Here is a 13,863-nt window from a genome sequence, read left to right as displayed (position 1 = left end):
AATTTTATTAAATATATAAATAGCACCGAAAAGCACTAAATTACTCGTTTACTGATACCATTGACGGACGCAGTACACGGTCCTTTAACTGATACCCTTTTTGCAGTTCGCGTAAAATGATGCCTGTTTCCTTTTCACTGTCCTGCTCCTGCATTACAGCTTGGTGGAAGTTCGGATCAAAGCTTTCGCCCTCTGCCGGAATGATCGAAAGACCTTCTTTTTCGGTTGCAGCAAGTAACTGGTCATATACCATTTGTACACCTTTGTACAATGATGCCGCTTCTTCTGTCGTCACTTCTATTTGCAGTGCACGGTCTAAATTGTCCAGCACTGGTAAAAGTTCAGTCAGCAGGCTTTGTGCACGGTATTTCTCCGCTGCTTCACGATCTAAACGCGTGCGACGCGCCAAGTTATCGTAGTCTGCACGCAAACGCAGATAACGTGCATCCTCTTCAGCAAGTTTTGCTTCCAGTTCAGCGATTTTCTGATCTTTTTCATCTACTGTGATTTCTTCTGTTTCAGTAGTTTCAGCTGTTTCCACTACTTCTTCCGTAGTTTCTTCTTGCTGCAATTCTTCATTGTTTTTTGTTTCTGACACTTCTTTTCCTCCTCGAGTATCAATCATTTATGAATTCAGCGGTAATGTATTACGCTACGACCGCTGAATCAACGGCATTACTGCTTTTTATCGAAAAACGCTCTGGACAGACTGTTTGTCATAACATCCAATAATGTAACAACACGTCGGTAATCCATGCGCGTCGGACCGATAATTGCGATCGCCCCCTGCTGTTCTTCCCCGACAAGGAAGGAAGCGGTGATGACACTGCAGTTCTCCATTGCTAAATGATTGTTTTCTGAACCTATTCGGATTTGAATACCATGTTTCTGTTCATTGAATAAAGTTTGAACTTGGCTTTCCTTGTCGATCAGATCCATCAGCATTCGCATTTTCTCTAAATCATGGAACTCCGGCTGATTCAACATGTTGGACTTACCACCGTAATAAACTTTATTTTCGTGATGGTTTGAAGTAATGGATAACAAGGACCGGACAATCGAATCGGATGCATGAATATGAGACTTCAATACCGATATTGCCTCAGTTTGAAGCTTTACCGGCAGCTCATATAGTGGTACACCGACTAGGCGGTCATTCAAAATATTAACCATCTTTTCAATATCATGCGGGTTAAAACCCGGTGGTAACGTTAATGTACGATTTTCTACATGACCGTTATCTGTGATGATAATTGCCACCGCTGTCTGTTCTGTTAACGGTACAATCTGGAATTTCTTGACACGATGTTTTTGAACATCCGGACCGAGTAAAATCGTCGTGTATGTCGTTAACTCCGATAATATATTTGCGGATTCTTTTATAATTTGTTCTGCTTCAACAATCTGCTTTTTAAAGAGCGACTGGATTTGCGCTACTTCGCCACTCGAAATGATTTGAGGCTGAAGTAAATGGTCGACATAAAAGCGATACCCTTTTTCAGAAGGTACCCTGCCTGAAGAAGTATGCGTTTTTTCTAAAAACCCTAACTCCTCCAAATCTGCCATTTCATTACGTATTGTAGCAGCACTATACGTAATTCCTTCTTTTTTGGAAAGTTGACGCGAACCAACAGGCTGTGCTGACATCACAAATTCGTCTATGATTACTTGCAATAGTTGTAACTGCCGATTTGTTAACATCTTTCTCACCTCTGTTAGCACTCGATTAAGAGGAGTGCTAATATATTTATAAATTAGCAAATCTCTAAATTGATGTCAATGAATTCGTCCGTTTTTTTTAACTTTTTTCAAGCATCGGCTGTAAAAAGATTATTCCCCTACTAAAAACCGCTGAAATACTTCATTGCCGATAAAACGGCCTTTTCTAGTTAAACGGATCCCTTCAGAGTCCAGTTCAATCAGTTGCTCTTCCTTTAATTGGTCGATTATTTCCTTATATATAGAAAGCATTGGCTGAGCGAATTTCATTTCAAATTCTTCATGTGTCACACCAACAGATTTTCTTAATCCTAAAAACATCTGCTCTTCCAGCTTCTCATCAGCTGTCACTTCATGCTCATGCAATAAAGGGCGCTCCCCTGCCATCACCGTTTCAATATATTTTTTGATCGGTGCGACATTCGAATAACGTATTCCTTCCAAATAACCGTGAGCACCAGCGCCAAATCCTGCGTATTCGTCATTATCCCAATAGATTTTATTATGTGTGGATGCATAGCCTTCATTCGCAAAATTACTGATTTCATATTGCTTCAATCCGTGCGCTTCCATCGTGTCCATCAAAACACTATACATGTCCGTTTCCAGATCCTCTGTCGGCAAGTGCAGCTTTCCTTTAGCATACTGGATATAAAAGATCGTTTTAGGCTCTACAATAAGCGAGTACGCCGAATAATGCGGCAGCTTCAGTGCCAATGCCTTTTCAAGCGTTTCCTGCCATTGTTCCATCGTCTGGCCAGGCAGACCATACATTAAATCAATGCTTATATTTTCAAATCCAACATTTTTTGCGTTTTGGATTGTTTCATATACATGTTCATTTGAATGGGTACGTCCGATTTTTTCAAGCAGAGACTGGTCGAATGATTGTACACCCATGCTTAATCGGTTGACGCCTCCATTATAAAGTGCCTGTAATTTATCGATTGTCAGCTCATCCGGATTGGCTTCACTACTAAATTCTTTTACGGATGACATCGGAATATGTTTCGTAATAAGTCCCAATAATTTTTCAATTTGCTCTGCGGATAATGCCGTCGGGGTACCGCCGCCAAGGAAAATCGTTTCAATATTCGTGAACGCTTCCGGCATTTGCGCTACCGTCATTTCCATTTCCCGTCCAAGCGCTTCAATATATTCATCTACTGGCTGATTTTTAAAAAATACTTTATTAAAATCGCAGTAGTTACAAATTTGATGACAAAAAGGAATGTGAATATATACACCTCTAGCCATTTAAATCACTTCCTTATTCTAATTGTTCTCCTTTATTGTAGCCTTTCTCCACTAAAATACAAATACGGACCCTCGGAAAAAGAACAACAAAAAAAAGCTTTGTTAAATGAAGATTCATTCAACAAAGCTGGATTAATCTATTAAATAGAAAATACAGGCTCTTCCTTATTCATTAGCATAACCAAATCAATAGCCGTCATTTCAGGCAGCTTTGCACAAAATTGCTGCGCTTCTTCTGCAGTGTCAAATTGGAAGGCATCCAATTCTTTTGTTATTTCATATTGGTCATTAAATAGTTGGATCATATAAAGTCGAACTGTTGGATAGCATCGCTTTGTTGCATCGAAGTTTTCACCTGCAATGACAATACCTGTATCCGTTGACGTTTTGCTTACGATCGTTTCGATAATATGTAGCTCATCCTGGACAAACCACTTTGGTGCAATTAGTTGAATTTGACTGTTCATAAAAAATACATCCCCTTAATTAATATATTTATCTAATGACAAATCTAATTGATCACAGCAATTATTAAATATTTGCCACGTTGAACATAACACTCTGTCCTTTTGCAAACATTCAGAATAATGAAGTCTGCAATGAAACGAAACGGTACGGTACGACCTAAGTATTTTCTACTAACTATTCTCTCTATATAATTTCGTATTAATAAATAAAACACATATTTTTATACCACTATTCTACTACAGTCAATAATTTATTAAAAGCTAGATTCTTAAAAATATTCTTAATATTAAATTAACGACTATAGGCGTATTGCATTATGGAATAAATTTACATATCATTCATTAATATGACTTCTTGATTAAAGATACCAGTTTTCATGATAAATTTCATCAGTTTTCAGAAAATAATTACAAATTTTATCGTATTTTTATCTTTCCCTGTAAATTACTTATAAATATTACAGTAATATAACAAAAATTAAAATGCTTTCGACAAAACTCGTCAAAAGCATTTTGATTAAATGTGAAATCGTTTTACTGCATGTGTTAAGGACCGCATATTTTTTGCAATGCTTTGAATCTCTTCATAAATTTCGGCCGTTGATTTTTTCTGCATGTCAATCTGTTCCTGAATGAGGTGCATTGACACAAGATTTTCCTCGGAGCGGTTGCTTAATTCAATAGAACTATGCGCCACATCATGGGTATGGTCGGAAATTTCATTCATAATAGTAGAAACGTGCTCCATTTGCGGACTGATTTGTTGTACTTGCATTGTAATTTCTCTGAACTTGGCCGCGCTGAGTTGCGTTGTAGTGACGCCCGTATCAACACTGCGCATCGCATTTTCCATATTGGTCGTCGCTTCCAACATTCCTTGCTGAATTTTAGTGACAATAGTTGCAATGGATTTTGTAAACTCCTGCGATTGTTCCGCCAATTTACGTACTTCCTGAGCTACTACAGCGAAACCTCGACCATGTTCCCCCGCTCTTGCCGCTTCGATCGAGGCATTCAGTGCAAGCAAATTCGTCTGATCGGCAATCGAGTGGATCATCGTAACCGCCCTTGAAACATGCTGTGTCTGCTCATTCAGCTCGATAATCGTATTACTCGCTGTTTGCATCGCCTGTTCCACATCCTGCATTTGTACTATATTTTGCCCGACGATTGCTTCCCCGTCGACTGCCTGTGCAATTGTTTCTTTTATATAGTGATCGACATGGTGCATACGCTCGGTTATTTCATCAATTCCGGCTGCCACTTGCTGTACAGATGCCGCATTATCCGATAAGCGGGCTGTGGCATATTGCAGTGAACCTCTCATGTCATCCGAGCTTGCCGCAATCCGGACTGCCCCTGTCGTAATTTGCTCTGCATTTGTTTGAAGTTCGTTATTCGCTTCTGTCGCCGATTCTGTATTTTTCCGCACTGTTTTTAGGAGTTCCTTCATGTCCGCGATCATTAAGTTATAATATTTTGTTGTTTCCCCAAGCTCATCACGCGCCGAGTATGTCGCGTATTTCGTTAAATCCCCGTGCTGCACAAGTTTGAATAGCTGCTTTAGCTCCCGTGTCGGCTTATTGATCGAGCGAATCGCCTGAATGCCGAAAAACAGGATAAGCAGCATTAATATGATCGAAATCGATAATAGGAGACTGTAGCCGAATTTTATATCGTTTTCATGATTGGTTAATTGCGCGGATGCCCGCTCGATTATGTATGCATCTATTTCCTCGAATAGTGCCGCAGATGGATTGCTTACCAGCTGCTTCATATAAAATTCCATTTTGGAATCAAATGCGGCTGCTGTTAATTGCTCTGTGGAATGTGCCGGGATTTCATTCGTTTGGAGATACTGATGTTCGATGTCCTGCATCATATGTAAGGTTATGAGCTTTTCTTCATATAAAGCCTGTGCTTCTCTTTCCATTTTCCGCAAGTAATCCATACTAAATACGGTTAAAATGATATTCGAGCAAATACAAATGATCATTAATACGGCAAGCCGGTCTTTAAATTTAATCGCATTCCGAAAGCGCACGTTACACTACCTCATTTATCTATGTATTTTGATTCAGTATAAAGGGACTATGTAAACGGATATGTGTAAATATGTAAAATTGTTGTAAAAGTGTGGGGGTTTTCATTTCTGTTACCTTAGAAGACTTAATGAAATTCATTGGAAGAATGGTATTTAGAGTCGGATAATCTGTTGTGTAAATTATAATAGCTGCCGTCATAACGGACAAGTCAGCGATCGAGCCGAAATTTGAACCAATTAGTATCCCCGCTATATTTCGTTTTGTCGAATTTAATTAAGAAAGGCTGGCGGCTGGAGATGTTCTAATATATTTAGAAATCTTCCAATATATTTTTATTTGTTCTAATAAGATGCGGATTTTCTAATATAGCCCCCTGTTGTTCTAATAAGTGTTCGGAATGTTCAAATATCATCTTCTAATTTGCTAATATCACGGTGACTTTTTCTAATAAACCACTATAATGTTCTAATAAAAACCGAAGCCAACTCATTCCCTATCGCATCTGAATTCAAAAATAGCTCTAAAGATGCTTTATTCAAATTTTGTTGTTCGATTTTCTAATAAGACACCAACTTTTTCTAATAAACTATTATTATTGTCCAATAAACCACTCCAATGTTCTAATAAAAGCCAAAGCCTGCTACTTCTCTGGTGCATCTGCCGTCAATCGGTACTCTTTTTTAATATACCGCTCCATTGTTCCAATAAAATGACCAAATCTATAATTCCCCCCAAAACAAAAAAAAGCTATACAAGCCGGAAACTCCAGCCTGTATAGCCCTAAAAACTATTTACATAAATTCCTTAGTCAACTGATCAAATTGTTCTTCTGATAAGCTAATATCGATATCTGTTAACGGCAGCTCTGAGTAGCCTTTGATTTTTTCCTGATACGAAGTTGTTTCAGTATCCTGATAAATAATGCCTGTTACAAGACCTTCATGGCGCATTACTGTTTGCATGGCCATTTCGCGGTTAGAAGAATCATAGCCTTCGATGTCAGCAAGCTTCGTTAAGTTCTCTTTGAACCAGTCGTACGTATTCACTTTGTTGTACGTTACACATGGTGAGAATACGTTAATGAATGAAAAGCCTTTATGGTTTAAACCGGCTTCGATCATTGCTGTCAGTTCTTTAATATCCGTTGAGAAGCCTTGTGCCACAAATGTCGCACCTGCTGTTAACGCAACTTCCAATGGTTTTAATGATGGCTCGATTGCTCCGCCTGGTGTTGATTTCGTAATGAAACCAGCTGCAGAACGTGGAGATGTTTGCCCTTTTGTTAATCCGTAAATTTGGTTGTCCATTACTACATACGTAATGTCGATGTTACGGCGGATTGCATGGATTGTATGACCCATACCGATTGCGAAGCCATCACCGTCACCGCCAGAAGCGATTACTTTCAGGTCTTTGTTCGCCATTTTAAGGCCTTGCGCGATCGGTAATGCACGACCGTGAATGCCGTGGAAACCGTATGAGTTAATATAGCCAGAAATACGACCTGAACAGCCGATCCCTGAAATAACTGCTAATTCGCTTGGTTCATAGCCTACATTTGCTGCTGCACGCTGAATCGCCGCTTGTACGGAGAAGTCACCACAGCCTGGACACCAGTTAGGTTTTACGGAATTTCGGAAATCTTTAAATGTTGCCATGATTAAATTTCCTCCTTCACTAAGTTTGTTAATTCACGTGGTAAGAATGGTGTACCATCGTATTTTAAAATCGATTTTGTCTTCGCGTGACCACCGATATTCATTTTCATTACATTTGCAAGCTGCCCTGTCGCATTGTTTTCCACGACAATCACTTTTTTCGCTTTATCCATCTGTGCAATCATCTCTTCTGCAGGGAATGGATGGATCAGCTTAATATGTGCGTGGTTTACTTTCACACCTTCAGAGTTCAGCTTTTCCTGTACTTCTTCCAATGCACCGCGCGTTGAGTTGAAACCTACAAGTAATACGTCCGCATCTTCATGAGGCGCATTCACATATACCGGATTTTCAAAGCGGACATGCTGTAATTTACGCATACGCTTATCCATTTGCGTGCGACGGTTGCCCGTTGCTTCAGATGGCTTACCTGTTTCATCATGCTCTACACCTGTTACATGGTGAATACCACCTTTTGTACCTGGCAGGACACGTGGAGAAACGCCGTCTTCTGTATTTTCATAACGCTTGAAGTACTCTTTCGTTTCTTCGTCTTCCACCGCTTCGACAATTTTACCGCGGCGAATTTCAATTTTGCTGTAGTCAAATGGATCAACCGACTGCTTACCTAATGCTAACTGCAAGTCTGTCATCACGATTACCGGTATTTGCAATTCTTCGGCAATGTTAAATGCCTGAATTGTATCGTAAAACGCTTCTTCCATTGTGGAAGGCGCAATGACTACTTTCGGGATTTCACCATGTGTACCGTAAAGCATCGCCATTAAATCCGATTGCTCCTGTTTTGTCGGTAAACCTGTTGATGGACCACCACGCTGTGTATCAAAAATTACAAGCGGCTGTTCCGTCATACCTGAAAGACCAATTGCTTCCATCATTAATGAAAGACCAGGACCAGCTGATGCCGTGAATGCACGCACACCACCGTAGTTTGCACCGATTGCCATTGTTGCTGCAGCAATCTCATCTTCTGTTTGAATAACCGCTCCACCTACTAATGGAAGCTTCTTAATCATGTATTCCATAATTTCAGATGCCGGTGTAATCGGGTAAGCCGCCATGAAACGAGAGCCTGCTGCCAATGCACCTAATGCCGCTGCATCGTTACCGATCATGAACATACGGCGTTTTCCGTCAGCAGGTGCAATTTCCCATGTACCTACACGATCACCGATCTGCTCTGAAATCGCCTGACGTCCGCGTTCGATCGCTTCAATGTTTTTCGCAACGACTTCTTCACCTTTACGTCCGAAAATTTCATTAACAACACTTTGGAAAACTGATTCATCCAAGTTTAAAAGTGCTGCCGTTGCACCAATCGCAACCATGTTTTTCATAAGAGACGTACCAAGCTCAGCCGCAATTTCCGTAAATGGCACCGCGTATAATGGCGCGACACAATCTTCCGGATTTTTCGGATCAAATTTCGCATCCGCTAAAATGATACTTGATGGTGTTAATTCTTTATAGTTCACGTCGATCGTTTCCTGGTCAAACGCCACTAGTATATCTAAGTCGTCCGCAATTGCGCGTACTTCTGTCGGACGAACCGTAATTTTATTATTCGTATGGCCACCTTTAATACGAGAAGAGAAATGACGGTAACCGTATAGGAAATACCCTAGACGATTCATTGCCATTGAGAAGATTTCACCTGTACTCTCAATCCCTTCACCTTGCTGCCCACCGACTTTCCATGAAAGCTGATGTAACATATCAACATCTCCTTAAAGTTTCTGTATTTATAAATAAAGCGTATAAGATGCTTTATCGAGCAGCTGCCGATTGCACAGCCTTTTTATAGTTTTTTCCTACATTAGTTTAACATGAAGTGTTAGTCTCTACTATTGCAAATGTCATATCGAGTCAAAAAATCAGACCTTTGACGGAAAGTTCTGTACACAAATTGTTTTGATGTAAATTTAGATTTCTATTCCCTTAAATTTATATGAGAAATCTTTAATTGGAGGACGATTGATTATGTAAAAGGGTTGCGTTTAGGAATAAATGTGGTTAGGATTTCAATTTTATGAAGTGAGCGTTTCATTTTCCCCAATAGTGGAAGTGACGAATAACTAGCCTAAATTGACGATTAAAACCCCCGCCAATTTAAATCCCTTCTATTTAAATATATCCCGCAAACCAAAAAACACCCGCTTAGCAAATTGGATGCTAAGCGGGTGTATGGCTCTTCATGAATTAACGACTTCTTTTTTCAACGAGTAGTTTTAATGCCGTACGATCTTCTCCTGCAATGATGATGTCCGCGAAAGCCGGAGCACAAATTAAATCTGTGCCGCTTGGGGCTACAAACCCTCGAGCGATTGCTACTGCTTTAATTGCCTGGTTTAACGCACCTGCACCTACCGCCTGCATTTCAGCAAACCCTTGCTCTCGTATAACCGCAACGAGTGCTCCTGCAACAGAATTAGGATTAGAACGAGATGATACTTTTAATGAATCCACAGCTATTTCCTCCTCATCTAGTACTGCTTTATCTTTTTTTTAGGCAATTTTTATTGCCTGTACGTCATTGTATGCGCTTCAATGATTAATTAGAATTCGAATATTTGTAATTATTGAAAGATTTTACTCAATGAAACTATATTCTTCATAATAATTGAAGTGTTTCGGCGTTTTATAATTATTCAACACAATACCCAAAATCTTTGTGTGTGAAGCTGCCAGTAACGCTTTTGCTTTTTTAACAGCCCGTTTATCGACAACTCCCGTATTTAAAATGAGAATCGTACCATCACATTTATTCGCCAGTATTTGCGCATCCGTCACCGATAATAATGGCGGTGAATCTATTATGATGATGTCATAGTCATTCTTCACATGTTGAAGTAATGCATCCAACCCTTGGGACGAAAGTAATTCAGCAGGGTTTGGCGGAATCGGACCACTGGTAATGACATCGAGTCCAACGATAAATGTCTCCTGCACCGCCTCATGTAGCGCCGATCTCCTTGCAAGAATATTCGATAGCCCTACCTTATTGAACGTTTTAAATGTGTGATGCAATGTCGGCTTCCGCATATCCGCATCAATTATCAGCACTCTTTTGTCTTCCTGTGCAAACACAACACCTAGATTCGCCGCGTTCGTTGATTTTCCTTCCCCTGGTGTAGAAGAGGTAACTAAAATGGTCTTTAACGGCTCATCTGGCATAGAAAACTTAATATTTGTGCGCAAAGTGCGAAACTGTTCGATAATATGAGATTTCGTCTCGGAAATCGTCACAAGCTTCCGTCCAATTTGTAAATTTTGCAAAACACTTTTCTTTTTTTTCAGACGCCACTTCATCATTTAACTTCTCCTCGCTTTTCGGGGATTAAATGAAAATCTGTTTTGCTTTTCTTCCTTAATTAAATCAACTATTCCAATGACCGGCAAACCTAAATAATCTTCCACATCTTGCTCGCTCTTAATTGTCATATCTAAAAGCTCAAGTAAAAATGACAACCCAGCGCCAAGCATGAGACCGATAATACCACCAATCGCAATATTCAACATTTTATTCGGTTTCACCGGGGTAGGGTTTTCACTTAGCTTAGCTGCAGATAAAATGGAAATATTATCGACGCTCATTAACTGTGGAATTTGTTCTTTAAACACTTCCGCTACTTTATTTGAGATTTCGACTGCCATTGATGGATTTGAATCCTCGACGCTGATTGTTACAACTTTCGAGTCATTTTCGTTAGAGATGAAGATTTGCTGTGTTAATTGTGCTGGAGTTAAGCTTAGATTGAGTGCGTCGATTACTGGAGTAAGAATGACTGGACTTGTAATAATGACATTATACGTATTGATTAATCGTAAATCGGTTTCTGTAGTTTGCCAGGAGTATACTCCCTCAGAGCTACTATTTTGATTTACTAAAATTTGTGTTTGTGCCTGATAGATGGGGGTTAATGCATAAAAGCTAATACCTGCACTGATGCCAATGCTGATAAAGGTAAAAAAAATGACTAGCCATAATCGTTTCTTTAGTATTTTTGCAATTTCCTGTAGACTGAGTGTTTCTTCCAAATCTATTGCCTCCCTGAAACATAGCTATTTTATTTTATAGTAATATTGATTAGATAATCTAATAAACATTATCCCATATATTTTTGCCTGTTTTAGAAATCCTAAATTTATAATTCAATAAACTAATGAATCATTTAAACAAACTTTAATGTATTTATTTATATTGTCCATTTTTTCTAGCATTTCTTCTTTGGACGAATACTTAATTACCATTTCACCTAATTTCTTATCTGTTCCGGTAAAGGCACTAATCTGATCTCCGCTTTTAAAGTGCAATGCATATTCAACTATATTGTTCTTCTCAAACTCACTATCTATTTCAATACTTTCAAATATCCCACTCTTCTGACTATTAATAATATAGCAAGACCAAAACCCTTGTGGTTCAGTCATTTTTAAATCACGACAATCTTCACCTAAGGCTGCTTTAATAGTATATTCAATTAAATCTACTCCAGTGGCATATTTTGTAATTCGCGGGATTAAATTTGCACCAGTTCTTGCACCCATTTCAATGAAATATACATGATCATTTTTATCTAATCGAATATCGAAATTATATGGGCCTGTTTCCATTCCAAGTAAATTTATCAACCTTTGAATTTCTATATGAATATTATTTTGAATATGTGCCGGTAATATGCTTGGCCAACTTCCTCCTAAAGGTATAAAAGGATTTAAATGTGAAGCATCAAGATGATTATTTGTGAAGGAACGAAATACTAGTTCACCATTCACTGAGAAACCATCGCCTCCAACTTGATATCCCTTCTTATCGATATACTCTTCTATAATAAAACGCTTTGTTTTCGAAAAATTTAATGCATATTCTATCTTTTCTTCAAGTTCCTCAATCCTATTTATTTTTGATATTCCTCTGCTTCCTGATGAATCGACTGGTTTTATCATAACCGGTAAATTAAAGTGGTCTATTTCATATTTTGCTTCTTCATAAGATGTAAAGCTTTTTGCTTTAGGGACATGAAAATTATTATTCTTCAAAAACTCCCTAAATAAATGTTTATTATTAATAATTTCTATAGACTTCGATGGATAGGATGGTAACCCTAAATGGTCAGCAACGTAAGAAACTGTCGGCATTGCTTCATCCGCTGAAAAACAGGTGATCCCATCTATTTTAAGTTCTTTTGCTAACTCTAGCACCCTTTCCTTGTCCATATAACTCACATTGTGATATTCATGGGCAAATTTATGGCCGGGGTTATTTTCGAAATAGTCGCATGTAATTGTGTAATATCCCATTTCTACTGCTTTTTTTATAAATGGTATATGATATGGTTCTCCACTAAGTATTAACAATTTTTTCATAGAATTAACCTCATTCTAATTGTATTTTTTTACTCAAGTTTCATATTATCTATATGAGAATAGCCATTTTTTCATGCAATAATAAGAAGGGTAAACTTAATGATATGATTAATTTATTGACATTTATTTTAATTAAATTATTAATATTATCGATTTTTTTAATCATATCTTGCTTTTTTTTAAATGTTAATAGCATTAATCCTAATTTCTCATGAGATCCAGAAAGTGCTGATATCTTATTATTTGTTTTAACTAATAATTCATAGTCCACTACATTCTTTTCGAAAAATTCTTCTTGTATTTCCAGACCCATAAATGTACCACTTTTATCACTATTTAAGACAAAAGTTGCCCAATAACCAGTTGGTTCAACCATTTTTAAATCACTGCAGTCTTCTCCTAAAGCTGCTTTAATCGTATATTCCATTAAATCAATATCCGTCGCATAACGTATTGCTTCAGGATTCCAATCACCACCATTTCTAGGCGTAATTTCAATAAGGTAGACGTCTTCATTTTTATCAATACGAATATCAAAATTATAAGACCCTGTTTTCATATTTAATAAATCAAGTACCCTTTGAATCTCATTATGAATTTTTTCCTGTATATGTTTCGACTTACTATAAGGCCAAGTTGTCAAAACTGGAACAAAAGGGTTTATACAATTTGTTGAGAAATATTCATTTGAGAAACAGCGAAATACAAGTTTCCCATCTACAGAAAACCCATCTCCGCCAATATGTGGACCATAATTTTCTATATATTCTTCTATAATAAATCTTTTAGAATTTGAAAAGCTTAAAGCTAATTCTACTTTTTCTTCAAGCTGGTCAATTGATGCAATTTTGGAAACCCCTTTACTACCTGAAGAATCAACTGGTTTTATCATGACCGGCATTTTAAATTGGTGAAAATGTGCTTTTGTATCTTCAAATGATGTAAACCCTTCTGCTTGCGGAACATTAAAATTATTTTCTTTTTGGAACTTTCTGAACAAATCCTTGTTAGTAAGAATTTCAATAGATTTATACGGATGTGATGATAAATTTAATTTTTCTGCAACATAAGCTACTGTGGTTGCTCCTGATTCCGCAGCATAGCAAACAACACCATCTATACATAACGATTTGGCTAAAGATAGTACTCCTTCCTTATCCGTAATACTCACATTATAGTACTCGTGAGCATATTCAAATCCAGGACTTTCTTCTATAATGTCACAAACAATTACATAATAACCCATTTCTCTTGCTTTTTTTATTGCTGGTACTTGAAAAGAAGCACCACCAAGCATTAATAGTTTTTTCACATTATAGCACCTCAATT

12 protein-coding genes are annotated in these 13,863 nt (G+C 37.9%); all 12 read right to left on the bottom strand.

Features of this window, described 5'->3' with window-relative positions; translation table 11 throughout:
• Positions 1-40 precede the first annotated feature (40 nt).
• On the bottom strand, positions 41-598 hold the full coding sequence (gene grpE, locus MHH44_RS06275; RefSeq protein ID WP_065217044.1) for a nucleotide exchange factor GrpE: 558 nt from the start codon (positions 596-598) through the stop codon (positions 41-43).
• A 77-nt stretch (positions 599-675) separates the two neighbouring features.
• Entirely contained in the window at positions 676-1,701 is a 1,026-nt protein-coding gene (hrcA, locus tag MHH44_RS06270) for a heat-inducible transcriptional repressor HrcA (RefSeq protein ID WP_008403160.1), read from the bottom strand.
• Between the two features lie 129 nt (positions 1,702-1,830).
• Positions 1,831-2,976: a radical SAM family heme chaperone HemW gene (gene hemW / locus MHH44_RS06265; protein ID WP_340798066.1), complete on the bottom strand. Its 1,146-nt coding sequence runs from the start codon at positions 2,974-2,976 to the stop codon at positions 1,831-1,833.
• A 140-nt stretch (positions 2,977-3,116) separates the two neighbouring features.
• Positions 3,117-3,443: a geranylgeranyl pyrophosphate synthase gene (locus MHH44_RS06260; protein WP_340798065.1), complete on the bottom strand. Its 327-nt coding sequence runs from the start codon at positions 3,441-3,443 to the stop codon at positions 3,117-3,119.
• 517 nt (positions 3,444-3,960) lie between these two features.
• A complete protein-coding gene (locus MHH44_RS06255) occupies positions 3,961-5,487 on the bottom strand; it encodes a methyl-accepting chemotaxis protein (protein WP_340798064.1) in 1,527 nt (508 codons plus the stop codon).
• A gap of 792 nt (positions 5,488-6,279) precedes the next feature.
• Entirely contained in the window at positions 6,280-7,146 is an 867-nt protein-coding gene (locus MHH44_RS06250) for a 2-oxoacid:ferredoxin oxidoreductase subunit beta (RefSeq protein WP_008403164.1), read from the bottom strand.
• Between the two features lie 2 nt (positions 7,147-7,148).
• Positions 7,149-8,882: a 2-oxoacid:acceptor oxidoreductase subunit alpha gene (locus MHH44_RS06245; protein ID WP_340798063.1), complete on the bottom strand. Its 1,734-nt coding sequence runs from the start codon at positions 8,880-8,882 to the stop codon at positions 7,149-7,151.
• Positions 8,883-9,366: 484 nt separating this feature from the next.
• Positions 9,367-9,633 carry a stage V sporulation protein S gene (locus tag MHH44_RS06240; RefSeq protein ID WP_008403166.1) on the bottom strand — a complete coding sequence of 89 codons (267 nt, stop codon included), beginning with the start codon at positions 9,631-9,633 and terminating at the stop codon, positions 9,367-9,369.
• Positions 9,634-9,756: 123 nt separating this feature from the next.
• The gene (locus tag MHH44_RS06235; protein ID WP_445683036.1) at positions 9,757-10,479 is read right to left on the bottom strand and encodes a CpsD/CapB family tyrosine-protein kinase; all 723 of its coding nucleotides are present in this window, start codon (positions 10,477-10,479) and stop codon (positions 9,757-9,759) included.
• Positions 10,480-11,205: a YveK family protein gene (locus tag MHH44_RS06230; RefSeq protein ID WP_340798062.1), complete on the bottom strand. Its 726-nt coding sequence runs from the start codon at positions 11,203-11,205 to the stop codon at positions 10,480-10,482.
• Positions 11,206-11,319: 114 nt separating this feature from the next.
• Entirely contained in the window at positions 11,320-12,534 is a 1,215-nt protein-coding gene (locus MHH44_RS06225) for an ATP-grasp domain-containing protein (protein WP_340798061.1), read from the bottom strand.
• A gap of 49 nt (positions 12,535-12,583) precedes the next feature.
• Positions 12,584-13,846, bottom strand: a complete 1,263-nt coding sequence (locus MHH44_RS06220; protein ID WP_340798060.1) for an ATP-grasp domain-containing protein — start codon at positions 13,844-13,846, stop codon at positions 12,584-12,586.
• Between the last annotated feature and the right edge of the window lie 17 nt (positions 13,847-13,863).

It is taken from the genome of Solibacillus sp. FSL K6-1126, from assembly GCF_038003445.1.
In the GTDB taxonomy this organism is placed as follows: Bacteria; Bacillota; Bacilli; order Bacillales_A; family Planococcaceae; genus Solibacillus; species Solibacillus silvestris.
This window is presented reverse-complemented; position numbering and strand designations above follow the sequence as displayed.

Excerpts from the sequence above, each read along its gene's own strand:
- hrcA (WP_008403160.1), bottom strand. The coding sequence starts at position 1,701 with ATGTTAACAAATCGGCAGTTACAACTATTGCAAGTAATCATAGACGAA.
- hemW (WP_340798066.1), bottom strand. The coding sequence starts at position 2,976 with ATGGCTAGAGGTGTATATATTCACATTCCTTTTTGTCATCAAATTTGT.
- MHH44_RS06260 (WP_340798065.1), bottom strand. The coding sequence starts at position 3,443 with ATGAACAGTCAAATTCAACTAATTGCACCAAAGTGGTTTGTCCAGGAT.
- MHH44_RS06250 (WP_008403164.1), bottom strand. The coding sequence starts at position 7,146 with ATGGCAACATTTAAAGATTTCCGAAATTCCGTAAAACCTAACTGGTGT.
- MHH44_RS06245 (WP_340798063.1), bottom strand. The coding sequence starts at position 8,882 with ATGTTACATCAGCTTTCATGGAAAGTCGGTGGGCAGCAAGGTGAAGGG.
- MHH44_RS06235 (WP_445683036.1), bottom strand. The coding sequence starts at position 10,479 with ATGATGAAGTGGCGTCTGAAAAAAAAGAAAAGTGTTTTGCAAAATTTA.
- MHH44_RS06225 (WP_340798061.1), bottom strand. The coding sequence starts at position 12,534 with ATGAAAAAATTGTTAATACTTAGTGGAGAACCATATCATATACCATTT.